Below are 21,642 nucleotides of genomic sequence, written 5' to 3'. Positions count from 1 at the left end.
TCTGCGGGCAATTGAGCCTTAAAAAGGTTGAAGAGTAATTAAGCGCAAAAGTCTGCAAGGGGATAAAAAGTAGGTAGAACAGCGTAAACCTTAAAAGCATGAAAACGACATAGCCTTGTTCAAATCAGGCGATGAATTTTACTCAATGACGGAGTTATGACTTTGCCCTGGATCAAGCGGCTTACTTTTCAAGAGGATAGAAAATCCGGCGCGCCAAAGTTTGCTACGCTGTCCTGATGATTGCACTGGGCAAAAGGAGCGCACGGCTCCTTTTACATAACGGTGCGAATATCGACTCAATCCGCCTTCAACATCCCAAAGCTCACAATTCTTGACCGGCCCAACTCTTTTGCCCGGTAGAGCGCAGCGTCTGCCGCGCGCAGCAGGCTGTCGCTATGCGTATGCTGCGGGTAGCTGGCGATGCCGATGGAGACGTTGATCTGACCAATCTCAGCAAGGCCATAGCGCAAAGTCAGATGCTGAACGCTGTGATAGATCTCGGTCGCGCAGGCCATTGCCGCCTCTTCATGGGTTCCGCCCAGCAGCACCAGGAACTCTTCGCCTCCGTAGCGGAAGGCCATCCCGATATCACGCACCGCACGCTGTATAATTGCGGCGACGTTTTTAATGACCAGATCGCCCGCTTCGTGGCCGTAATTATCGTTAATTGCCTTGAAGTGATCGATATCGATCATCAGGCAGCTCAGTGGCGTACCGTTGCGAACCGCCAGATTCATTTGAGTATGCAGAGCATCATCCAGATGGTGACGATTGCGCAGGCCGGTTAATGAATCGAACAGCGCCTTTTCCAGCAGCGCGTTGCGTAAACGCTGATTCGCCAGAGCCAGACCCAGCGCTTCGGCCATCAGTTCAAGATAGGCGCGGGAAGGCGCGGTTGCGGCGGTGACGTTGCTGAAGGAGAGCAGGCCAATCGCTTCTCCTTGCGCAATCAGCGGCACGCATAGCGACTGATTGGCCTGTGGTTCCGTCAGGTGGTAACAGGCGATATCCGGCTCACCGTTAACCGGAGGATGACTCAGCCCGCGCCGAACGGCCCAGCAGTTATCGGGATGAAATACATCCGTTTCCTGCGGCGGAGAAAGCCACTGCGCAACGCAGCGCATCTGCCAGGGATCGGTGTCGAGGATATAGAGTCGGCCGGGGATCTGCGGGGCGATGCTGGGGGCAAAGCGCTCGGCCACCTTGATCACATCCTCGAATGATTCGCAGCCCTGCAGACGCTGGGTCATCCGCGCCAGCAGCTCGCGGACGGCCCAGTCGGCATCGCGCTCTTGTTCCAGCCGCTGCCGCGCCAGCCCGTTCTCGCGAAAGATACGAATCGCCTGGGCCATATCGCCAATTTCATCTATCTGGGTAAACTGCGGCGTCTCGACCGCATAATCCTGCGATGCCAGCCGCTGCACCACATCGCTCAGACGGACAACGGGATAGAGCACCCGCCGCTTAAGGATAAATCCCAGCACAAACAGAAACATCAGGGCGGTGAGGCCAACCATGACTTCAGAGAGCGTACGCCAGATACGTGATTTCTCCGTGGCCTGAGCGATGATTTTATTCACCCGGCCTTCAAGCAGCAGGCGAAAGTGGTCAAGCTGAGTTTGTACCCGCTCAAGCTCCTGTTCGTAGGCCGCGCCGTAAAGCAGGCTTACCGCCGCTTTTTCTTCCCCCCGGGCAACCTGCGCCAGCGCCGCCTGCTGCTCATCCTGGAGTTCATCGGCAATCTGTAAACCCTCCCGCAGCAGCGCCAGTTCTTCAGCGGTTGCGCCATTATCTTTGAGTTTAACCAGCCGGTGTTCAATGGCGGCAATGGTCTGCGCCTGCTGCCGGTATTCGCGTAGCACATCCTGATTTTTTTGGATGATATAGAGCCGCGCCAGATCGGAAAGCTCCCAGGCGCCGCTTTCGACTTCTTCACTCAACTGGTCGAACACCTGACGTTGTTCGACGGCGCGGCGTTCAGCATTATCCGCACTTGAGGCCATCAGCATTGCCATGCCTGAGGCGAGGGTCAGGGCGACGGTGATCCCGTAGGCCCAATTGGTCATGGTGGCGATTCTCACCGGATATATCCTTGCGTGCAGATGAATTAATTATATTTTTTGTCGCTGCGCTCCGGCTTCACCAGCAGAGAGCCGGCAAATTAAGAGGGCAGCGTGTGAGTAATAATAGCGTGCAGCGCTTCGGCATGCTGATGTAAAACGCGGTAAACGTCTTTATCCAGCGCGCCGTTTGTCACATCACACTCAATCAGCCGTAACGCTTGCTGACGGCTCATGCCGGGGCGATAAGGGCGGTCTTCGGTAAGGGCGGTGAAAATATCCGCGATGGCGATGATGCGATCTGCCAGCTGCAGGTAATCGCCACTCAGATGCAGAGGATAACCGCTGCCATCCAGTTTTTCGTGATGATTGGCCGCCCAGTTCACAATATCGCCGAGTTCGCTAAATGCGCTAAGAATTTCGCCGGTCATATAGCTGTGTTCCCGAACTTGCAGCAGCTCTTCATCATTGAGCTCGCCCTGTTTCTCGAGGATGGCCAGCGGTATGTAGACTTTACCGATATCGTGCAAATAGCCGGCAATTTCAATCTTCCGGCACTCCAGCTCCGGCTGATTCATCCAGGCGGCAAGGGCGCGCGAAATTTGTCCAACCTTCAGGCTATGGCTGGCGGTAAAGCTACTGTAGGTATCGACAATGTTGGCGATTAACAGACAGATATCTTTCAGGCCATCAATACCCATATAGACATCGTTAATTGGGCCGATAATTTCCAGCATTCGCTGAATATGTCCAGGATTAAGATGCAGCCAGAAATGCTCTTTTTGTGCGAGCTGGCACAAGGTCTGACACAGCGACGGGTCGATCGCCTGATAGAGCGTACGAAATTGCGTAATAATAATATCGGGTTGATAAGCCGAACCGCCTTTATTACCGGCCAGCAGGCGCTCAAAAACATCGGCAAAATAGACGATATGCTGTTCGAGGCTGCCCCTGTGGTGCGGGCTAAAATGATGATCGCGAATAATCGGCAGGATTGGGGCCAGGGTGGTTAATCCGGCCAGCATTTCTGCTCCCCGATGTTGATGGGGGTCATTGAGATTATCGATAACGTTCAGCGAGGAGAAGGCCCTTTTGTCACCCAGAACGCCAATATCGTGCAGCAGCGCGGCGCAAAAGACCGTTTGCTGCTGCGGGCGCGAAAGCCCTGATGCCTGCGCCAGCTCCAGTGCGATCAGCGCCGTTCGCTGCATATGCAGCTGCAGTTCAGGATTAATGATTTGTATGACGCGGGTTGTTAGCATCAATGCTGATTTTAAGGCGATACGCATCGTTTTTCTCTCTCGGGTTACCCGCGTCGTTATGGCTTATTTGGTTACTCGCGATGCCATCAAGACAGAACAGATTGCATGAGTTGTTTCTGATTTTGCATTTTATGATGCCCGTTTTTAGCGCATCTGTGCACCAATGTCGCGCTCCTGGCGAAATAAAAATCCTTTTTTGTCCGATAGTTAACCACTTTTGACCGGCAAAATACATTAAATCCTGGCAAGCCCTTTGCATTATCACCGGGCGAATTTGATTAAAATCTATTTGGGGATGGGTAATTATGAATTTTAGAGCATTACTGACCATTGCGTTACTGTCGATAAGTGCTTTCGCGTTCAGCGACACGCGTCTGCCGCATATTGTGATCCTGGCAACCGGAGGCACCATTGCCGGTTCGGCGGCCAGCAACACCCAGACAACCGGGTATAAAGCCGGCGCGATTGGCGTACAGACGCTGATTAACGCCGTACCTGAAATGAGTAAAGTCGCCCGCGTTGACGGTGAGCAGGTTGCCAATATCGGTAGCGAAAATATGACCAGCGATATTATTCTCAAGCTGGCCAAACGCGTCAATGAACTGCTGGCCCGCGAGGATGTCGACGGCGTAGTCATTACCCACGGTACCGATACCCTCGACGAGACGCCTTATTTCCTCAACCTGACGGTAAAAAGCAATAAGCCGGTGGTCTTCACGGCGGCAATGCGCCCGGCAACGGCCATCAGCGCCGACGGCCCGATGAATCTGCTGGAAGCGGTGACCGTGGCGGCTGACCCGGAAGCGAAAGGCCGTGGGGTGATGGTGGTCCTTAACGATCGCATCGGGGCAGCGCGTTTTGTCACTAAAACCAACGCCACGACGCTGGATACCTTCCGGGCGCCGGAAGAGGGCTACCTCGGCGTGATCGTCAGCGGTAAGCCGCAGTTCGAAACCCGCGTGGACAAAATTCACACCGTGCGTTCAGTTTTCGACGTCCGTAACCTGAACGCGCTGCCGAAAGTAGTCATTATTTATGGCTACCAGGATGACCCTGAATATATGTATGACGCGGCGATCGCTCACCATGCTGACGGGATTATTTACGCAGGTACCGGCGCGGGGTCGGTCTCCGTACGCAGTGCGGCAGGAATTGAAAAAGCGGAAAAAGCCGGCATCGTGGTGGTTCGCGCCTCGCGTACCGGCAGCGGCGTGGTGCCGGTAGATGGCGGCCAGCCGGGACTGGTGGCCGATTCTCTCAATCCGGCAAAAGCGCGCATTTTGCTGATGACCGCGCTGACGCAAACGAAAAATCCGCAGGTGATTCAGCAATATTTCCACACTTACTGATTAACGTCGGGTAGGGCGCAGTACGCCTTACCCGAGTTATTTCACCACGCGCATCGGGCGCCGGGACACCGGCTCTGGGTAAATCTCCGCTTCCAGGTGAAAAATCTCCCGCAGCATCTCCGGCGTCAGTACCGTTTCCGCCAGGCCCTGAGCCTGCACCTGACCCCCTTCAAGCACCACCAGATGGTCGCAGTAGCGGCTGGCCTGATTCAGATCGTGCAGTACGGTGACCACGGTTTTGCCCATCGTCTGTAGCTCGCGCATCAGCTTCAACAGCTCCACCTGATGATTAATATCCAGCCAGGTTGTTGGTTCATCAAGTAGCACCAGCGGGTTATCCTGTGCCAGCAGCGGCCATCCCCAGATAAAAAAAACGTGCCGGAACGGTTTCATGGCGTGATATCTACCGCCCGGTGATGGACGATTTTAACCATGTCGCTGGCAATACGCTCGGCGGCGTAGATTCCGGCATGGCGTCTGCTATCGGCGACGATCGGATCGGGATGCAGCGCGCGGATGGCCTCGAGCGAGGGCTGGGCACGGGTGCCCACCGACTGCCAGGGCTTCAGACGTGCGCGTACGTCCGCAAGAATACGCGACGGATCGTTGTCATCGGCCATGCCTGTTGGGCTAACGTCGACCGCCGCCAGCGCGTCAACAAAGGAGAGTTCAAGCACCACGATGCGCTGCGGCGTTTTATCAAGCGTAAAGCGACCGCGCTCATCCTGTACGGTGGCGGCAAACAGCGGGCTAAAATGCACTGACGAACAAGGCTAAACATGATTTTCCTCCAGCTTGCCGGACAGGGCGCGAATAGCGCTGTCCGGCAACGCTCGATCAATCAGAACTTCATTGATCCTTGCAGGTACAGCGTGCGCGGCTGACCGACGTAAAGCCCTTTGTTGTTATCGTCGTATGAGCGGGTGTAATACGCATGGTCGAAGATGTTTTTCACCCCCAGCGCGAGGTTGAGATTGGCCATTTGTGGGCCAAAGTCATAGGCCACGCGGGCGCCCCACAGCATATAGCCGGGAATACGACCGGTGCTGCCATCGGCGCTTTCGGCAACGGTATTGGCGTTATCGGCAAACTGGCTGGACTGGAAGTCGCCGTTAAGGTTAAACGTCCAGCTGCCGGGGCTGTAATCGACGCCAAGGGTGCCTTTGTGCTTCGGCGAGAAGGGAACCTGGTTTCCGTAGGTGTCGCCTTTCTCGCGGATTTCAGCATTAACGTACGCATAGCTGGCGTAGACCGAGAGATTATCAAGCGCGGGTGAGAGTTCGCCGAGGGCGTAACGGGTTTGCGCTTCCAGGCCGCTATGACGCGTTTTACCGCGGGCGGTAACCGTGTCATTGGTCTGGTTGGAATCGTACTGATTGTTGAAGTTAATCAGGAACAGCCCCATTTCGGCGGTCAGCGCGCCGTCGTCATAGCGGGTACCGACTTCCCAGGTACGCGCTTTTTCTGGTTCCACATTGCCGCTTTGTACAGCCTTGCCAATCTGGCTGTACTGTACGGTGCCGAATGAGCCTTCTGTGTTGGCATAAAGATTCCAGCTGTCGGTGAGGTGATAAAGAACATTCAGCGCCGGGAGCGGAGCGTTATAGCTGACCCGTTCGCGGGTGCCCAGCAGATTATTGTCCTGATAAGACTCAATGTGCTCAAAGCGCATTCCTGGCGTAATCGTCCAGTTGCCAATATCCACGCGATCGTCGATATACCAGGCGTGGGCTTCGGTACCGGAACGGGTATCGCGATCGTAGGGGCTGGCGGTGCTGGGCAGCTCGCCGCTGGTGGTTGCGGTGTAGTAACGCATCTCGTGGGTCGATTCGTTGACGTAGCGATAGCCGACGCCGACCTCGTGGGCGGATGGGCCGATCATAAAGCTTTGGCTGTAGCGCGGTTCGATGCCGCGGACCCAATATTCGCGCGGGGAGAGTGTAATGCGCTTACCCTGTTCCAGGTAGCCGCTGCGCAGGGTATGGGTATAGAACCCCTGAATATTAAATTTATGATGCGCATCCGGCTGGTACTGGTAGCCGAGGCTGGCGAGCTGGCGGCGCCCCCAAAAACGGTCATAAGGACGCGTGGACTGCCAGCGGTCGGCGTTGTAGTCGGCGCGGGAGAGGCCGCCGGGCATATCGGCTTCTCCGTCATAGTATTGCAGCAGGCTTTTAAAGGTATGAACTTCGTTAGGCGCGTATTTGCTTTTCAGCATCACATCATCAATCCGCGTGGCGCTGTGTTCGCGCCAGTCGCTGCCCCGGGTGCCTGAGTAAAGCAGGGCGGAGCCGAAACCGTTGTCCGCCGTGCCGCCGATCGCGAGGTTATGCGTCTCTTTCGGGTTGTTTTGTGAAGAGGTGGGGCTGAGCTGCCCTTCCATGCCGCCCTGAATGCCAAAATCCTCGGGGATTGCGCGGGTGACGAAGTTCACCACGCCGCCGACGCTCTGCGGCCCGTAGCGCACCGCGCCGCCGCCGCGCACGACATCGATGGCGTCCATATTGCCGACCGAGACCGGCGCCAGCGAAAGCTGCGGCTGGCCGTAGGGGGCAAAGGGAACCGGGATACCGTCCATCAGCACCGTGGAACGGCTGGCAAGCCGCGGGTTGAGGCCACGAATACCGAAGTTCATTGCCAGATCGTGACTGCCTGTACCGGTATTTTCCGGCGCGTTGACGCCGGGGATCCTGTTCAGCACTTCGCGTATCGTGGCGGCTCCGGTTTTGGCGAAATCCTCCCGACGGATAACGTCGCGGGCGCCGGCGTGTTCAAAGACATCATTCTCGCGCGCGTCGCCAAGCCAGTCCCCGACGACGGTGAGGGTGGAGTCTGAACTGTCAGGAGCGGGCTCCAGGGTCCAGGCATTCTTGCCCAGCGGCTTTAGCCGTAATCCGCTGCCGTTCAGCAGCCTGCGTAACCCCTCTTCGGTTTCGAAGCTGCCGTGCAGGCCCGGGCTATGCTTGCCGCGCGTCAGGCTGGCGTCGGCGGAAAGCGTGATACCGCTGCGGGCGGCATATTGGTTCAGGGCGTTGTCTAATCCCCCGGCGGCGATGTCATACTGCGCGGCGGCGTATATCGGCGCGGCAGCCAGCCCTGCTAGCGGCAGCAGCGTTAAACGGATTGCTATTACCAGAGGCATCGGTGTGCGTAAAACGCGAAAAGGCGTCATCTCTTCTCCACGAACGTTTATGGTTATATTCATCTAATAAGTCGAATGGGCCGGGAAAAGGGACAATAGATAATGAGAATTTTTTCGATTTTTCTTCTCAGGCTGGAACGAGCGTCACCCAGTAGCGAGTGACAAACCGTAATGAAATCGGCAGCGTTTGCGCAATAACCTTCAGGATGGCGTCAGGATCCTCCAGCGGAAAGGTGCCGCTCAGGCGTAATTCGGCCACCGCGGGATCGCAGCGCAACACCCCGGAGCGATAGCGGGCGAGGGTTTCGACCACCTCGCTTAGCGGGGCGTCGCGGAAGGTCAGCACGCCTCTGATCCAGCTATCCTCGCCGTCGTTGAACTTAACCAGGGCGAAGAAGCGATTGCGGGTAAACCACAGGCTTTCCCCGGCGTTGACGATTTGGACGCTGCCGGATGGTAAAACCACCTCCACGGCATGCTGCTGTACCGCCAGCCGGGTGCCGCCGGCAAACTGACGGACGGTGAATTCGGTACCGAGCGCGGTGAGCGTGCCTTCCCGCGTTTGCACGCGGAAAGGACGCTGCAGGCTGTCGTGAGCGGTCCTGATGGCGATTTCGCCGTAGCGTAAATGAACCATGCGCTGTCGTCTGTCAAAACGGACGTCGGCGGCACTTTCGCTATTCAGCGTTAGGAGCGAACCGTCGGCAAGCTGCTGCTGGCGAGGTATTTCTTTCGCCGTACGGTAGTCGGCGCCCAGGCCCTCCGCCAGTTCGGAATCCCAGAGCCGCCAGCTGCCTCCGATGACCAGCAAAAGCATCAGACCCTTCAGTACGTGGCGACGCGCCAGTCGGCTATCGTTAAGGGCACGGCTGGCCAGGCCGCCCGGCAGTTGCCCCATCTGCTGTCGCAGGTTTTCTACCTGCTGCCAGGCCCACTGATTTTCTTTGTTTTGCTCATACCACTGCTGCCAGCGGGCCTCCTGCTGCGGACTCACGCATCCATCGCTGAGCACCGCGTACCAGTGCGAGGCGGAGCGCAGCGCCTGACGACGAGATTCGCTCAGCGTCGGTTTCACAGGCCATTCTCCAGTCGAAACAGTAGACAGTGCTCGGTGGCTTTCGCGATATATTTCTTAACCGAGCTTACGGAAACCGCCAGGCGGCTGGCGATTTCGGCATAGGTCAGCCCTTCAAGCTGCGAGAGCAAAAACGCTTCCCGGACTTTTGCGTTAAGCCCGTCCAACATGGCATCAATCTGCTGTAACAGTTCGAGCTGGCTCTGCCGTAGCTCCGGTGAGGGAGAGAGCTCTGGGGGAAGCTGCGAAAGCATGTCTAACCATGCACGCTCCAGGGCGTTACGGCGGAACAGGTCGATCATCACCCGTTTAGCAATCGTGCAGAGAAAGGATTTTGGATCGCGAATCGTCAGCAGCGACTCGTTGGCCATAATTCGGACAAAGGTATCCTGCGCTACGTCGTCGGCGTCATAAGCGGATTGCAGCTTACAGGTAAGCCATTTTTTCAGCCAACCATGATGATCGCTATAGAGCGAGGCAAGCGTTAGCGGAGAGGCGATGGCGGAAGAAGAGGGCATAGCCAGGTTCAGGAGAGTTGATCAATACGGCACATGCTAATATGAGAATGGTTATCATTTCAATAAGTCGCGCCAGCAATACGGGCCATACAGAACTTTAGTAACGATAAGTAATTGTTAAACATTGAATATATTTTATTCCTCATAGCACGTTTTCTTTAACCTCGTCCTTAATGCAAATAAAATTCATTATCATTATTCCCTCTCTCACTTTAATGTTGTATTTATAATGCATCTTATGAGGTAAGGAGAGTCAGATGAACGCTAGCGAAAAAGCCGGACATACTTTTTTGGCAAGTTTGGGGAAAACCCGCTTACGTCCCGGCGGCATTGAGGCCACTGAGTGGCTATTTAAGCAGGCAGGGTTTAGCGCCGACAATAAAGTCCTGGAGGTGGCCTGTAATATGGGGACAACCTCTATTGAGCTGGCGCAGCGTTTTCACTGTACCGTTTACGCCATCGATATGGATAAAGGCGCTCTGGCGAAAGCCCGGCAAAATATCGTTCGCGAAGGTGTGGATCATCGGGTGATAGTGATGGAGGCGAATGCGGGTCGGCTGCCATTTGCCGACGAGACGTTTGATGTGGTGATAAATGAAGCGATGCTCACCATGTATGCGGATAAAGCCAAAGAAAAACTGGTGGCAGAATATTTTCGCGTTCTCAAGCCCGGTGGCCGTTTGCTGACGCACGATATCATGTATACGCATGATACGCTGGGAGAGGACGCCCGGCGACAGCTGCAGGGGGTCGTGAAATCCAACGTCAGCCCGCTGAGCGCTGCCGCCTGGCGGACCCTTTTCCAACGGAGCGGCTTTGATGCCGTAAGCATTCATCATGGACCGATGTCGCTGATGTCGCCGCGAGGGTTAATGAAAGATGAAGGTTTTATACAGGCGCTAAAAATTGTCTGCAATGGCTTGCTAAAGCGCGAGAATCGTCCGAGATTTTTATCAATGCTGCGCTTTTTTCAACGTCATAAAAAGCATTTAAACTTTATTGCCTGCTGCTCGGTTAAAGCAATTCAGGTAAAAAGTCCGAAATAACGGTGGCGAAATGGATAATTGTCGATAATTATTAATTATTGTCAGGAAAGTAAAATAAGGTGATTCTTATTTCAACTTTGGCTTCGGGAAGCTCTCTTATATTCTTCTGTTAAATCAAAAAGCGTTAAGAGAGATAAATGGGTAGCGTAAGTGCTGACGCGGTTAAAGGGATAACGGAAAACCAAAATTATCCCGGTACCATTGCTGCGCAGCCCTGTCCTGACGCGGCCTCCGCCGTTGCCTGCAGGGAGCGCAGCGTTCTCCTGCTTCGAGAACAGCCTGCCTTATGATGAATGATTAGCGTGTTAATCATTCTTGTGGCGGATATTTGTAATGATTTATTCATTTTTTGTTTTACATTTTGTTACAGGTGTGCGGGTAATGTGTTTTTTTCTGTTGGCGTAGTTTTTTACTTGCCGCAGTGAATTTAACAGGATTATTATTGTCTGAACTGCTACACGTACCGCCTAATGACAGATGAAGGGACTCGTTTTTTCCTTAAGCGTTACCTCATGTTCTAATGTTTACAGGAAAAAACATGTCTTACGCTTTTAATAAAAGTCTTCTTCACCCTCGTAATTGGGGTACCTGGTTTGGCCTGGGCGTACTCTGGCTGATTGTCCAGCTTCCTTATCCCGTTTTGCATCTTATCGGCACCAGCGCGGGACGCGCCTCCCGGCGCTTCCTTAAACGTCGTGAGCATATCGCCAGACGTAATCTCGAACTCTGCTTCCCCACAATGTCGCCAGCGGCGCGCGAAAAGCTGATCGAGCAAAATTTCATGTCTCTGGGAATGGGGCTGATTGAAACCGGTATGGCGTGGTTCTGGAGCGATGAGCGAGTGAAAAAATGGTTTGACGTCGAGGGGATGGTCAACCTCAACAATGCGCTGAGCGAAGGGAAAGGCGTGATGGTTGTCGGCGTCCACTTTATGTCTCTTGAACTGGGTGGCCGCACGATGGGGCTGTGTCGCCCCATGATGGCAACCTACCGTCCGCATAACAGTCCGTTGATGGAGTGGGTGCAGACGCGCGGTCGCCTGCGCTCGAACAAGGCGATGATCGACCGCCGAAATTTATCCGGACTGGTGCATGCGTTAAAGTCGGGCGAAGCGGTGTGGTTCGCGCCGGATCAGGACTACGGCCCGAAGGGGAGCGTATTTGCCCCGTTCTTCTCGGTCCAGCAAGCGGCGACGACCAACGGCACCTACGTGCTTTCTCGTTTGTCGGGCGCAAAAATGCTGACGATCAGCATGGTGCGTAAAGCGGACCGCAAAGGTTATAGCCTGCATATCAGCGATGTGATGCGCGACTATCCTGGAGAAGATAAACAGGATGCGGCGAGCTATATCAACAAGATTATCGAGAAAGAGATCCTGCGCGCCCCTGAACAATATCTGTGGGTTCATCGCCGTTTTAAAACCCGTCCGCTGGGCGAAACTTCGCTCTATTAAGCCCTCCGCACTCGCGGCGCTTTCAAAATGGTCCCGGTTGCGTTAACGTGCGCGGGATCATATTTTTGTTGTAAGCGAAGGAGTGCGTTGTGTTCGCTGAGTTTGGTGTACTGAATTACCTGACCTATCTGGTTGGGGCTATCTTTATCATTCTGGTGCCCGGTCCCAATACCTTTTTTGTCCTCAAGACGGGCGTCGCTCACGGCGTGAAAAAAGGCTATCTGGCGGCAGCGGGCGTGTTTATCGGTGATGCCATTCTGATGTTTCTGGCGTTTGCCGGGGTCGCGACCCTCATCAAGACCACGCCGGTATTATTCAATATCGTCCGCTACCTGGGGGCGATTTATCTACTGTGGATGGGCGGGAAGATGCTCTACGCGGTGTTGACGCAGCGCGATGGGCATTCGTCTTCTGATTCCGAGCCGGGGAGCGCGATTCTTAAGCGTTCGCTGACCCTCAGCCTGACGAATCCGAAAGCGATTCTTTTTTATGTCTCATTCTTCGTGCAGTTTATTGACGTCAATGCCAGAACGCCCGGGCTGGCGTTCTTTATTCTGGCGCTGACCCTGGAGATAATTAGCTTTATTTACATGAGCTTCCTTATCGTCTCCGGCTCTTTTGTCACGCGCTACGTAAAAACGAAAAAGAAACTGGCGAAAATCGGTAATAGCCTGATTGGCCTCGTGTTTGTCGGTTTTGCCGCTCGTCTGGCAACGCTACAGTCGTAATCGTTGGGGCCGGTATATGCCACCGGCCCGCCGCTGACTCTCTGTGCTTTGTAACAAATTCCCTTCAATTTTGATTGCATTGGTGTTACATATACAGCCGATTATCGCTCAGAAAAAAGGGAACCCGGATGATTCTGCAGAAACTCACCAGCAATAAAAACAGCAAGAAGTTCTTTATGTCGATAGCGGCGATATTTGCCATCGCGCTTATCGTGGTAGGACGTGCAACCTTTGGCGGCGTGGTGAGCGAGTACAATATGCCGTACTCAGAGTGGACGACTTCAATGTTTTTTCTGCAAGGGGCGATGGTGACGGTTTATAGCATCGTGTTTACGCTGCTGTTCTCCATTCCGCTGGGATTCCTTTTTTTGGGCTCCGACCGCCGGGACTAATCGTATGCGACAAGGCGAACCGAAGTTCGCCTTGTGATGTTTTGCGCTTTATCGCCAGCCTCTGTCGTCGTGATGATGATGACGGTGCCCGTGGTGATAGCCTCTGTCGACGATACATCCCGATAATAGCGTGCAAAGCGCGAGCACTAACGGCAACACGATCGATTTTTTCATTTCTCACTTCTCTAGTTAAATCTGTCCGCGAACGGCGACAAGCGCAAACGGCTGATGAAGTGAGTCTATTCTTTTAAGTTATTGAGTAGATAAGAAAATTCCGCAATGTTTGCCAGTCTGAAGGGCGAATATTCCTGGTTTTACCACCAGCCCAGCTGCGTACCCGCCACGGCCACAATTGCGACAATAAGCATAATAATGGTGCTTTTCTTCATTACGCCCCGCCCGGTGCCGCATAGCCGCCGACAAAAAACCAGCCCAGAAAAACAACGGCGACGATAAAAATAGCCACCGGAAATAGAATACCCAGTCTCATTATTGAGCCCCTGTAGGTGCGAATCGTGCTTAATATGATACGGGATTTCACCGTATATTAGTCAATATGAAAAAATGTTCCCTGGCGACGTGACTTTTTATCCTGATACATCGCGTCGTCGGCGCTTCGTAGCGCTTGCTCAACGTCCATTGCCTGTGGGTCGGCTTCAATCACGCCAAAGCTGGCGCCGGGATAGTTAATTCGGTGCGCGCCAAGGAAATAGATCCCCGTTAGCTCTTTACGTAAAGCGGCAATATACTCCTGTTGTTCCTCCGCTTCGGAACATAGGCCAACCAGCAAAAATTCATCGCCGCCCAGGCGGCCAATAATATCGCCGCGGCGGGCGCGGGCCAACAGGCGTTCTCCAACCTGAATCAGAAAGCTGTCACCGCAGGGGTGACCGAATCGGTCGTTGATTGCCTTGAAATCATCGAGATCGATAAAAATGAGCAGTACGCTGCGCTGGCGTTCTCTGGCCTGCGCAAACTGTGCGGCAAGATGCTTGAACAACGAGCGGCGATTCGGCAAACCGGTGAGCTCATCGGTGTACGAGTGCATCTCCAGCGCGACGTTTGCTGCCCGAAGCTGCTGCACCAGGGTCTCTTTCTCAACATAGTGCGAAATGAGGTTGGCAAACAGATTCATCACCTGCTCACCCTCAATGTTATAGGGCTGTCTTTCCCGGCTGGTGGCGCAGAGCGTGCCGAATAATGAGCCATCGGTCAGGCGCACGGGGATGCTGAAAAAGGTTGCGATACCCAAATCCTGGGCGGCGATACACGAACGCCAGCGCTCGGCGACATCGTTGCTGAATATGCAGCGGTCGTCCAGCGCACGTTTACACAGGGAGTCATTCCAGGGAACGGAGAAACCTTCAGGGATCTGCATTTCGCTGCTATTGTGCGCGTACATAATCTGCTGGCGCTGCGCCTCGAAGTCAATACGAGTCAGGTAGGTAGATTCCATTCGGGTAACAAGCTCCAGCATCTCAAGCAGCTGTCGAACCAATGTTTCCAGGGTGTGTTCATTGGCGAGCGTTTGTGAAACGCGAGCGAGGAGAAAATCGGACATGAGGAATACGGCTCCCGAACGCTAATCGTAACTACCGGCAAGCTATGCAAAACGACAATTAGCGCAGAATTAACAGAGATACACAAAATTTAACACATCTGTCGGGAGAATACCTGCATCGAGGGTGGGAAAAAAGCCCCGTCGGGGGCGACGGGGAAAAACTCATTGATTATGGAATGATCTGTTCTCTGGTCAGTTCGAGAACAGGGCTACTCTACGATGCAAAAGTGCAGCTAAAATGGAGAAAAGGTGGAGATTCAGGGCGAAAGTCCGTTTTGATCAATTAAGGAGTAGAAATGAAGTGGATGATAGCTATGTTGCCTCTGGCGATGGCCGGATGTGCGCAGACTCAGCCGACGCAACCTGCGCATCCGGTGGGGATGGCTAACCCGGCTTCGGTTTACTGTCAGCAGCTCGGCGGCACGCAGGTTCCCATCCAAAGCCCGCAGGGCGTACGCACTGAATGTAAGCTGCCCAGCGGGGAAACGTTAGATGAATGGGCGCTCTGGCGGCGCGATCACCCGAATAAGCCGTAGCGTTTATTGTAGCGATTTTAGCCAGTCAGCCAGCACCTGCGCATGGTTTTGCCGGGTGTTTTTCGCCGCATAGAGTAACGTCAGCGGCTGTTGACTGGCCAGGGCAGCCAGGCGTTTGCCTTCCTCCCGTTGAGCCTCAAGCTCCTGGCGATAGAGTTGGCTAAAGTGGGCGAAATCGATGGTCTCGCTGTGAAAAGCCTTGCGTAAATCTGCTGATGGCGTCAGCGTTTTACACCACTCATCGTAGTTCAGCGCTTCTTTTTTTATCCCGCGCGGCCACAGACGGTCTACCAGTATCCGGTAGCCGTCGCTCGTTTCCTGCGGGTCATAAACGCGTTTACACTGAATCATCATTGCCCTCCCTTTGTTCCATCCACGCCAGCAGCTGCGGGAGCTGCTGCTCAGAAAATACCTTAATGCCGTGCTCACGAAGCAGAGCGGCTGCAACACCAGCACCGGGTTTGCGCTGGCCTTTAAAGGTACCATCATAGATAAACTGGCTGCCGCAGGTGGGGCTACCATCGGTAAGCAGAGCCGCAGCGCACCCTTCTTCTTGCGCCGCTTTTAGCGCCAGCCAGGCGGCCAACTGGTAATGAGCAGTGACATCCTTGCCGTCGCTTTCAACAATTTGCCCGCGATTTTGCATCACCTCTGCGCCCTGGACGTTGAGGATCTCAGCCGGTAGTCGCGGTACAGGCAATCCGGCCGCCAGCTCTGGGCAGTGGGTGACCAGCCGTCCCTCACGCTGCCAGCGAGTCAATGCGTCAGTCAAGCGGGCCTTGTGGCTGCCGTTATAGCGAACCTGAAAGCCCATCAGGCAGGCGCTAACCAGAATTTTGCTCTTCATCGTGTATCCATAGCCATTCTTCTGTCCTATACCATACCGCCAGTCGGCGCAAAATGCCCGTCTTCAGGCGCAGAGAAAATAAGGATTGTTTTCTGCATGTAAGATCGCTAATCTGAGGCTCCTTGTGTTGCCTGATAATCGCTCTGACATAAGGATCCTGCTATGAACTCCCCCCTGCGCATTGCCCTGGTTGGTGATTACAACCCCGATGTTGTCGCCCACAAAGCGATTCCCCTGGCAATAGATGATGCTGCAGCCGTCCTCGAGCTTTCGTTGCGCTATGACTGGTTGGCAACCAGTGAGATAAACTCTACTGAGGATCTTGCTGACTACGATGCTATTTGGGTGGTACCCGCCAGCCCCTATAAAAACGCCGCAGGCGCATTTATCGCCATTCGCCACGCCCGTGAAAACAGCATACCGTTCCTCGGTACCTGCGGTGGGTTTCAGCACGCCATTATTGAGTATGCGCGCAACGTTATGGGCTGGCAGGATGCCGCGCATGCGGAAACCGATACCGAAGGCCGGATGGTGATCGCGCCGCTAAGCTGCTCGCTGGTTGAAAAGACGGATAATATTGAGCTGCGCGCCAATACGCTTATCGCGCGCGCTTACGGTCGCGATAGCATTCAGGAGGGATACCACTGTAATTATGGGATTGCCGACGATTTTGCTCGCGAACTGGAGCAGGGCGATCTGCGGGTGACCGGCTGGGACGATGACGGCGAGATTCGTGCGGTCGAGCTGGTTACGCATCCATTCTTTGTCGCCACGCTGTTCCAGCACGAGCGCAATGCGCTGGAGGGGCGGCCCGCGCCGCTGGTTCACGCGTTTTTACACGCCGCGAGCCGTTAAATAAACGCCCGGCAGCGTTTGCCGGGCGAGAGTGCCGCTAGCCGTGAATTTCTCGATCGCGGCCAGCCAGCGCGCCGAAGACCGCCATCACGACAGAAATTAGCGCCACGGCGATCAGCGGAATATGCCAGTCGCCCGAGGCGTCATGAATTTTACCCATCACCGGCGGCCCGCAGGCGGCCAGCAGATAGCCCACCGCCTGCGCCATTCCCGACAGCGCAGCGGCCTGATGGGCTGAGCTGGCGCGCAGTCCGATAAAGGTCAGCCCCAGAATCATGGTCGCGCCGGAGCCAAAGCCGAAGATAAGCGTCCACATTACCGCCTGACCCGGGAGAAACCATAATCCGAGCGCGCTGACCGCGCACATCATAGCGACCAGCACCGCAATACCGCGCTGATCTTTTAACCGATGAAGGATTAAGGGAATCGCCAGTCCCGGCGCGGCTGTCGCCAGCTGCAGCAACCCGTGCAGGGAACCCGCCTGCGCTTCGCTGTAGCCAATACTTTGCAAAATGGCCGGCAGCCAGCCGATGATAACGTAATAGACCAGCGAGTTAATGCCAAGAAACAGCGTCACCTGCCAGGCTAACGCAGAACGCCAGATACCGCGGTTATGGATGGCTCCCGAACCGGTCAGCGGCGCGGTAGCCTGCCTGCGCGACTGCGGCAGCCAGACAAACAGCGCCAGCAGTGGAAAAACCATCAGCGTCAATAGCGCGCCGCGCCAGCCAAGTCCGGCAAGCGCCAGCGGTACCACCATGGCCGAGCCCAATGCCGCCGCGCCACCCATGGTGAGAGAGTAAGCGCCGGTCATTTTGGCGACGTGCTGCGAAAAGTCGCGTTTGATTAACCCCGGCAGCAGTACGTTCCCCAGCGCGATACCGCAGCCGATCACCGCGGTGCCGATAAACAGTAGCGAGACGAAGGGCAGGGAGCGCAGACCAATTCCGAGGCAAATCAGTATCATCGCCAGCAGCAGGCTGCGTTCAATGCCGAAGCGGCGAGCGACTCCCGCAGCCAGCGGTGACACCAGGCCGAAGGCCAGCAGCGGCAGCGTCGTTAACAGCCCGGTTTGTGCGGTAGTGAGGCCATATTCGCTGCGAATGGCGTCGAGCAGCGGCGCGGCGCCGGTAAATGCCACGCGTAAGGTCGTGGCGATAAGCAGAATACCGGCAATCAACAAAAGAGGACGGCGGCCGGCAGAAGGTAAAACAGAATTCATGGCGATCTCAAACAAGAATACGAGGCGTTCACAATAGCCTGTTTGTGGGATGTTTAAATCAAGCTAAAATGACAGATTATCGCTAAAATCGGACAATTTTATGATCGGACTCGGCCTGGACGGCTACGACCCGGACAGCGGCCACGAGGCGGCGCTGGCTTTTCGTATTCAGGTTGTCGCGGATGAACAGTACATTCCGCGCCATCAGCATCGTAAAGGGCAACTCATACTTGCCCTTCACGGGGCGCTAACCTGTGAAGTCGAGAACGCCATGTGGATGGTGCCGCCGCAGTACGCGGTGTGGGTGCCCGGGCAGGTACCGCACAGTAATCGCGCGACGCCGGAGGCGCAAATCTGCTTCTTATTTATCGAACCCGATGCTGCGCCGATGCCGGATTTCTGCTGTACGTTAAAGATTTCGCCGCTGGTGCGCGAGCTGATCCTCGCGATGGCCCAGCGCGGCAGGGCCTGGCTCGGTAAACCGGAGATGGACCGGCTGGTGCAGGTGCTGTTTGATGAGCTACCGCAGCAGCCGCAGGAGCATCTGCAGCTACCGGTCTCCGGACATGCCAAAATTCGTCAAATGGCGGAAATGATGGCCGTCGACCCGGCCCGCTGGCAAACCCTGGCGCAGTGGGCGGCGGAGTTTGCCATGAGTGAACGCAATCTGGCGCGGCTGGTGGTGCGCGAGACGGGGCTGAGCTTTCGGCGCTGGCGGCATCAGCTGCAGCTTATTCTCTCCCTGCAGATGCTGATTCGCGGGCAAACGGTACAGCAGACGGCGCAGAGCCTGGGCTACGACTCCACCACCGCTTTTATTACTATGTTTAAAAAGGGCCTTGGGCAGACGCCGGGACGCTATCTTGCCAGCCTGGCTACGACTTCCCGATAAACAGCGAAATTATCCCGGCGGCGATCAACGGGCCGACCGGTACGCCGCGGAAGAGGGCGACGCCGAGCACGGTGCCGACCAGCAGCCCGGCAACCAGCTGCGGCTGCGAGCCCATCAGCGCTACGCCGCGCCCGCCAAGCCAGGAAACAAAAACGCCTACCGCGATGGCCAGCAGCGATTTCCAGTTAACGAAGGAATGCAGCAGCGTTGAAGGCGGGAGCGTACCGCTGGCGATTGGCGCCATCACGCCAATGGTGAGAATAATTATACCGATGGTCAGCCCCTGCTTTTCTATCCACGGAAAGAAAGCGTTAAGCGGGGTGACGCGAACGATAATTAACACCAGGATAGAAATAGCCACGGTTGTGTTATGGCTAACAAAGCCGAGCGCCGCCAGGCCCAGCAGTATTAACAGGGTGGTGTCGAGCATGTGCAGAGGTCCTTGCCAGAAAACAAAAAAGAGAAGCCCGTTTACTCTACGCATAATTGCGTGACTAAACAGGCTTTTTTTATCTCAGAATGATGTTTTCAGGCATCTGCCCGATGGCGATCTTTCCGCCGCGAAGCTCGCAAAAAAGCGGAAACGTGCTGCAGACGGCGGGAGCAGACTCAGGGCTGGCGATGAAAAGCCGCCAATTCCGGCCGAGCAATGCGCAGATAGTCGGCGGTATCCAGGATGATCGATTTATCAAGCTGCCCGGCGTTAAAGGCGATTTCCGGGAAACGCTCGAACAGGACCGGATCGGCAACCAGCCGCAACGCCGGGTGGAAACTAAAGGGGGGAATCGCGCCAAACACGCAGGCGGTCAGGGAGTCCACTTCCGCCGGGCTGGCGAGGGAGGCTTTACTGCCGCCGATATACTCGGCCAGACGGGCTAAGTCCGCCTGCAGGTCGGCGGCAAGAATCGCCAGAACGTGCTGATTTACGCCATGACCTTTAATTTTGCATACCAGCGCTTTGGCTCCCTGACCCAGCGCGGTACCGCGGATCTTCGACACCGCTTCACATTTCCCGACGGCTTCATGTTCCACAACCCGGTAGCGGGCATGGGAGCGGTTAAGCAGCGCGATCAGCTGCTGATGAATGTTGAGTCCTGCAGACGCGTTCATGCTGATGGTTCCTTAAAAATTTAAAGCTAAAGATTAATCCTCTCGCCCTGGATGGACGTGCTTTTTTTGTTTTTTATTTTCGTACAGCCGGGCATCGGCGATTTGCATGGTATCGGCCAGGCTATCTCCCGGCGCCATGCTACAGGCGCCCCATGAGAAGTTAACGCGCTTGTTGACGTCAATCGTTCGCAGATGCTGGCGGATACGCTCGGTAATATTTTTGGCGTCTTCTTCGGCGTAATCAATCAGTATCAGAAAGAACTCATCGCCACCCAACCGGATACCGTAATCGCTTTTGCGTATGGCGGCGGATATGGACTGAGCAAGCATCACAATTGCGCGGTCGCCTTCGTTATGCCCAAAGGTATCATTAATGTATTTAAGCCGGTCGCAGTCCAGCGCCATAAACACAATATTCACCCCCTGTTCCGTCAGCTTTTGCATGCGCGATTCCAGCAACGAGGAGAGAATTTTACGGTTGTAAAGACCGGTTAATGAATCACTAATATTTTCTTTAAAAACATCGATATACAAACGAAAATGCATGCGAACAAGATGAAGCAGCACGCCGGTAGAAATCAGGTAAAACAGGAAGAGCTTCCAGGAGCTGAGCAGGAAATACATCACGTCCAGCGACAGCGAGATCTGCAGGTTTGTGGCTACCGCATGTTGATAATGGGCATAGCTAAAAAGATGCGTTTTGCTGCGGTGAACAATGATTTCTGAGGTTGAGTCCGAATCCGTTAATGTGATGTCGAGATAACGCCACACCAGCGGGCGGTCAGCGGTATACAGGAGCTCTTCGATATCTTTACGGCTGACATCGACCATGACGACCCCTTTAAGCCCTTCGTGGTGATACACCGGGGACAAAAACGAGAGAATATTTTGCCCGGTTACCGCGTCCACGTAGATGCTGGACATCAGCGTGCGGCCGCGCAGTAAGCTGTTCAGGTTAGTCTGGGTAATACCTAATTTGCCGTCGTGGAGAAAGTTCCAGTTGTCCAGTGCGCGGTTTTTAATCTCGACTTGAGTATGGAAATACACATATTTATTTTTAAAATCAATGAAGTAACGTAATTTGTTGTCGGATTTATAAGGACCGGTTTCCTGGCCATGGTGGGTTCTGTTATGGTCGATAATGGTATCAAAGGCCTGCAGCGCGGGCAGATCGTTAACCCACGCCAGGCAGGAAGACTGATTCGCACTGAGCGTGCCGCTAAGCAGGGGAAAGGTGTACTCCGTAATATTCAGACCGCTAACGCTGCCTTTTGTTTGTACGCTGTCGCATGCCTGTTGAGCAACTTCAGCAGAAGGTAGGGTATCTAACTTGCGGGCGATCTGGGAGATAACCAGCTGATTTTGATATTTATCGTAGAGAAAAGCGTACTCGCCTTTTTCGACAATATAGTGCATATATTCCGACATATCCCGATGGCTGACGACTAACTCATAGACCAGGAATGAAGAGGTCAGGACCACTACCCCAGCCGAAATCAAATGACGAAGTAATTTATTCTTTAATTTCATTACGTTAGTTCACCAGATCGTTAAGGTCAGTTTACCTGCGCACGGTCTATTCATGTCATGAAGG

Annotated in this window: 23 protein-coding genes and 2 pseudogenes; 8 read left to right on the top strand and 17 right to left on the bottom strand. The window is 54.7% G+C overall.

Annotation, left to right across the window (positions count from 1 at the left end; genetic code table 11):
* Nucleotides 1-296 precede the first annotated feature (296 nt).
* Together IAE27_RS26420 and IAE27_RS26415 are read right to left on the bottom strand one after the other, a co-directional pair.
* On the bottom strand, nucleotides 297-2,081 hold the full coding sequence (locus IAE27_RS26420; RefSeq protein WP_032742567.1) for a diguanylate cyclase: 1,785 nt from the start codon (nucleotides 2,079-2,081) through the stop codon (nucleotides 297-299).
* A gap of 80 nt (nucleotides 2,082-2,161) precedes the next feature.
* On the bottom strand, nucleotides 2,162-3,349 hold the full coding sequence (locus tag IAE27_RS26415) for an HD domain-containing phosphohydrolase (RefSeq protein ID WP_053064808.1): 1,188 nt from the start codon (nucleotides 3,347-3,349) through the stop codon (nucleotides 2,162-2,164).
* A gap of 278 nt (nucleotides 3,350-3,627) precedes the next feature.
* Between IAE27_RS26415 and fraE the strand changes: the two genes are divergently transcribed.
* Entirely contained in the window at nucleotides 3,628-4,671 is a 1,044-nt protein-coding gene (fraE, locus tag IAE27_RS26410) for a fructose-asparagine asparaginase (protein ID WP_004101212.1), read from the top strand.
* Between the two features lie 36 nt (nucleotides 4,672-4,707).
* On the opposite strand, the pseudogene IAE27_RS26405 reads toward fraE, so the two are convergent.
* From IAE27_RS26405 to fecI, 5 genes and pseudogenes are all read right to left on the bottom strand, one after another.
* A pseudogene (locus IAE27_RS26405) lies at nucleotides 4,708-5,022 on the bottom strand (ferric citrate ABC transporter ATP-binding protein FecE); the annotation flags it as partial.
* Between the two features lie 101 nt (nucleotides 5,023-5,123).
* Nucleotides 5,124-5,432, bottom strand: a pseudogene (gene fecB / locus IAE27_RS26400) (Fe(3+)-dicitrate ABC transporter substrate-binding protein FecB); the annotation flags it as partial.
* 80 nt (nucleotides 5,433-5,512) lie between these two features.
* Nucleotides 5,513-7,843, bottom strand: coding sequence for a TonB-dependent Fe(3+) dicitrate receptor FecA (fecA, locus tag IAE27_RS26395; protein ID WP_200093078.1), 2,331 nt, complete (start codon nucleotides 7,841-7,843; stop codon nucleotides 5,513-5,515).
* A gap of 97 nt (nucleotides 7,844-7,940) precedes the next feature.
* Nucleotides 7,941-8,888, bottom strand: coding sequence for a ferric citrate uptake sigma factor regulator FecR (gene fecR, locus IAE27_RS26390; protein ID WP_004101218.1), 948 nt, complete (start codon nucleotides 8,886-8,888; stop codon nucleotides 7,941-7,943).
* Nucleotides 8,885-9,406 carry a ferric citrate uptake sigma factor FecI gene (gene fecI, locus IAE27_RS26385; protein WP_004101219.1) on the bottom strand — a complete coding sequence of 174 codons (522 nt, stop codon included), beginning with the start codon at nucleotides 9,404-9,406 and terminating at the stop codon, nucleotides 8,885-8,887. Before fecI ends, fecR begins: the two co-directional genes overlap by 4 nt.
* A 257-nt stretch (nucleotides 9,407-9,663) precedes the next feature.
* Here fecI and IAE27_RS26380 point away from each other — a divergent pair, with 257 nt between their 5' ends.
* From IAE27_RS26380 to IAE27_RS26365, 4 genes are all read left to right on the top strand, one after another.
* Nucleotides 9,664-10,452: a class I SAM-dependent methyltransferase gene (locus tag IAE27_RS26380; RefSeq protein WP_023320730.1), complete on the top strand. Its 789-nt coding sequence runs from the start codon at nucleotides 9,664-9,666 to the stop codon at nucleotides 10,450-10,452.
* Between the two features lie 538 nt (nucleotides 10,453-10,990).
* Nucleotides 10,991-11,905, top strand: a complete 915-nt coding sequence (gene lpxP, locus IAE27_RS26375; protein ID WP_004101221.1) for a kdo(2)-lipid IV(A) palmitoleoyltransferase — start codon at nucleotides 10,991-10,993, stop codon at nucleotides 11,903-11,905.
* A gap of 89 nt (nucleotides 11,906-11,994) precedes the next feature.
* On the top strand, nucleotides 11,995-12,633 hold the full coding sequence (leuE, locus tag IAE27_RS26370) for a leucine efflux protein LeuE (RefSeq protein WP_004101229.1): 639 nt from the start codon (nucleotides 11,995-11,997) through the stop codon (nucleotides 12,631-12,633).
* 128 nt (nucleotides 12,634-12,761) lie between these two features.
* A complete protein-coding gene (locus IAE27_RS26365) occupies nucleotides 12,762-13,025 on the top strand; it encodes a DUF2534 family protein (protein WP_004101230.1) in 264 nt (87 codons plus the stop codon).
* Between the two features lie 48 nt (nucleotides 13,026-13,073).
* On the opposite strand, the gene IAE27_RS26360 is transcribed toward IAE27_RS26365, so the two are convergent.
* The 4 genes from IAE27_RS26360 to IAE27_RS26345 form a co-directional block, all read right to left on the bottom strand.
* Nucleotides 13,074-13,199 carry a hypothetical protein gene (locus IAE27_RS26360; protein ID WP_085955747.1) on the bottom strand — a complete coding sequence of 42 codons (126 nt, stop codon included), beginning with the start codon at nucleotides 13,197-13,199 and terminating at the stop codon, nucleotides 13,074-13,076.
* A 140-nt stretch (nucleotides 13,200-13,339) separates the two neighbouring features.
* Nucleotides 13,340-13,414 (bottom strand): protein YoaJ, encoded by a 75-nt coding sequence (gene yoaJ / locus IAE27_RS30015; RefSeq protein ID WP_100248259.1) that lies wholly within the window; start codon nucleotides 13,412-13,414, stop codon nucleotides 13,340-13,342.
* Nucleotides 13,414-13,515: a YoaK family small membrane protein gene (locus IAE27_RS26350; protein ID WP_004101234.1), complete on the bottom strand. Its 102-nt coding sequence runs from the start codon at nucleotides 13,513-13,515 to the stop codon at nucleotides 13,414-13,416. The genes yoaJ and IAE27_RS26350 overlap by 1 nt, the downstream gene beginning before the upstream one ends.
* Nucleotides 13,516-13,572: 57 nt before the next feature.
* Entirely contained in the window at nucleotides 13,573-14,586 is a 1,014-nt protein-coding gene (locus IAE27_RS26345) for a sensor domain-containing diguanylate cyclase (protein WP_032728080.1), read from the bottom strand.
* A 296-nt stretch (nucleotides 14,587-14,882) separates the two neighbouring features.
* Between IAE27_RS26345 and IAE27_RS26340 the strand changes: the two genes are divergently transcribed.
* On the top strand, nucleotides 14,883-15,122 hold the full coding sequence (locus IAE27_RS26340) for a DUF333 domain-containing protein (protein ID WP_004101237.1): 240 nt from the start codon (nucleotides 14,883-14,885) through the stop codon (nucleotides 15,120-15,122).
* A 3-nt stretch (nucleotides 15,123-15,125) separates the two neighbouring features.
* Here the strand turns inward: IAE27_RS26340 and IAE27_RS26335 are convergent, their stop codons facing one another.
* Both IAE27_RS26335 and IAE27_RS26330 read right to left on the bottom strand, forming a co-directional pair.
* Entirely contained in the window at nucleotides 15,126-15,473 is a 348-nt protein-coding gene (locus IAE27_RS26335) for a DUF488 domain-containing protein (RefSeq protein ID WP_004112251.1), read from the bottom strand.
* Nucleotides 15,460-15,969 carry a DUF523 domain-containing protein gene (locus IAE27_RS26330; RefSeq protein WP_004112253.1) on the bottom strand — a complete coding sequence of 170 codons (510 nt, stop codon included), beginning with the start codon at nucleotides 15,967-15,969 and terminating at the stop codon, nucleotides 15,460-15,462. The genes IAE27_RS26335 and IAE27_RS26330 overlap by 14 nt, the downstream gene beginning before the upstream one ends.
* A gap of 162 nt (nucleotides 15,970-16,131) precedes the next feature.
* Between IAE27_RS26330 and IAE27_RS26325 the strand changes: the two genes are divergently transcribed.
* Nucleotides 16,132-16,824 (top strand): CTP synthase, encoded by a 693-nt coding sequence (locus IAE27_RS26325; protein ID WP_064370412.1) that lies wholly within the window; start codon nucleotides 16,132-16,134, stop codon nucleotides 16,822-16,824.
* A 37-nt stretch (nucleotides 16,825-16,861) separates the two neighbouring features.
* Here the strand turns inward: IAE27_RS26325 and IAE27_RS26320 are convergent, their stop codons facing one another.
* A complete protein-coding gene (locus tag IAE27_RS26320; protein WP_004101244.1) occupies nucleotides 16,862-18,046 on the bottom strand; it encodes a CynX/NimT family MFS transporter in 1,185 nt (394 codons plus the stop codon).
* A gap of 100 nt (nucleotides 18,047-18,146) precedes the next feature.
* Between IAE27_RS26320 and IAE27_RS26315 the strand changes: the two genes are divergently transcribed.
* On the top strand, nucleotides 18,147-18,938 hold the full coding sequence (locus tag IAE27_RS26315) for an AraC family transcriptional regulator (RefSeq protein WP_004101246.1): 792 nt from the start codon (nucleotides 18,147-18,149) through the stop codon (nucleotides 18,936-18,938).
* On the opposite strand, the gene IAE27_RS26310 is transcribed toward IAE27_RS26315, so the two are convergent.
* The 3 genes from IAE27_RS26310 to dgcJ all read right to left on the bottom strand — a co-directional run bounded on the left by IAE27_RS26310 (nucleotide 18,922) and on the right by dgcJ (nucleotide 21,578).
* Complete coding sequence (locus tag IAE27_RS26310) at nucleotides 18,922-19,368, bottom strand: DUF441 domain-containing protein (RefSeq protein WP_004101248.1); 447 nt, start codon at nucleotides 19,366-19,368, stop codon at nucleotides 18,922-18,924. The genes IAE27_RS26315 and IAE27_RS26310 overlap by 17 nt on opposite strands.
* 179 nt (nucleotides 19,369-19,547) lie before the next feature.
* On the bottom strand, nucleotides 19,548-20,048 hold the full coding sequence (locus IAE27_RS26305; RefSeq protein ID WP_004112261.1) for a YbaK/prolyl-tRNA synthetase associated domain-containing protein: 501 nt from the start codon (nucleotides 20,046-20,048) through the stop codon (nucleotides 19,548-19,550).
* A 33-nt stretch (nucleotides 20,049-20,081) separates the two neighbouring features.
* Nucleotides 20,082-21,578, bottom strand: coding sequence for a diguanylate cyclase DgcJ (gene dgcJ / locus IAE27_RS26300; protein ID WP_049592078.1), 1,497 nt, complete (start codon nucleotides 21,576-21,578; stop codon nucleotides 20,082-20,084).
* Nucleotides 21,579-21,642: the final 64 nt, after the last annotated feature.

Origin of the sequence: Klebsiella sp. S69 (assembly GCF_016516145.1) — a bacterium.
Taxonomy (GTDB): domain Bacteria; phylum Pseudomonadota; class Gammaproteobacteria; order Enterobacterales; family Enterobacteriaceae; genus Klebsiella; species Klebsiella oxytoca.
This window is presented reverse-complemented; position numbering and strand designations above follow the sequence as displayed.

Coding starts and splice junctions, on each gene's coding strand:
- IAE27_RS26415 (WP_053064808.1), bottom strand. CDS start 3,349: ATGCGTATCGCCTTAAAATCAGCATTGATGCTAACAACCCGCGTCATA.
- fraE (WP_004101212.1), top strand. CDS start 3,628: ATGAATTTTAGAGCATTACTGACCATTGCGTTACTGTCGATAAGTGCT.
- fecA (WP_200093078.1), bottom strand. CDS start 7,843: ATGACGCCTTTTCGCGTTTTACGCACACCGATGCCTCTGGTAATAGCA.
- fecI (WP_004101219.1), bottom strand. CDS start 9,406: ATGCCCTCTTCTTCCGCCATCGCCTCTCCGCTAACGCTTGCCTCGCTC.
- IAE27_RS26380 (WP_023320730.1), top strand. CDS start 9,664: ATGAACGCTAGCGAAAAAGCCGGACATACTTTTTTGGCAAGTTTGGGG.
- lpxP (WP_004101221.1), top strand. CDS start 10,991: ATGTCTTACGCTTTTAATAAAAGTCTTCTTCACCCTCGTAATTGGGGT.
- IAE27_RS26365 (WP_004101230.1), top strand. CDS start 12,762: ATGATTCTGCAGAAACTCACCAGCAATAAAAACAGCAAGAAGTTCTTT.
- IAE27_RS26360 (WP_085955747.1), bottom strand. CDS start 13,199: ATGAAAAAATCGATCGTGTTGCCGTTAGTGCTCGCGCTTTGCACGCTA.
- IAE27_RS26350 (WP_004101234.1), bottom strand. CDS start 13,515: ATGAGACTGGGTATTCTATTTCCGGTGGCTATTTTTATCGTCGCCGTT.
- IAE27_RS26345 (WP_032728080.1), bottom strand. CDS start 14,586: ATGTCCGATTTTCTCCTCGCTCGCGTTTCACAAACGCTCGCCAATGAA.
- IAE27_RS26340 (WP_004101237.1), top strand. CDS start 14,883: ATGAAGTGGATGATAGCTATGTTGCCTCTGGCGATGGCCGGATGTGCG.
- IAE27_RS26335 (WP_004112251.1), bottom strand. CDS start 15,473: ATGATTCAGTGTAAACGCGTTTATGACCCGCAGGAAACGAGCGACGGC.
- IAE27_RS26330 (WP_004112253.1), bottom strand. CDS start 15,969: ATGAAGAGCAAAATTCTGGTTAGCGCCTGCCTGATGGGCTTTCAGGTT.
- IAE27_RS26325 (WP_064370412.1), top strand. CDS start 16,132: ATGAACTCCCCCCTGCGCATTGCCCTGGTTGGTGATTACAACCCCGAT.
- IAE27_RS26320 (WP_004101244.1), bottom strand. CDS start 18,046: ATGAATTCTGTTTTACCTTCTGCCGGCCGCCGTCCTCTTTTGTTGATT.
- IAE27_RS26315 (WP_004101246.1), top strand. CDS start 18,147: ATGATCGGACTCGGCCTGGACGGCTACGACCCGGACAGCGGCCACGAG.
- IAE27_RS26310 (WP_004101248.1), bottom strand. CDS start 19,368: ATGCTCGACACCACCCTGTTAATACTGCTGGGCCTGGCGGCGCTCGGC.
- IAE27_RS26305 (WP_004112261.1), bottom strand. CDS start 20,048: ATGAACGCGTCTGCAGGACTCAACATTCATCAGCAGCTGATCGCGCTG.
- dgcJ (WP_049592078.1), bottom strand. CDS start 21,578: ATGAAATTAAAGAATAAATTACTTCGTCATTTGATTTCGGCTGGGGTA.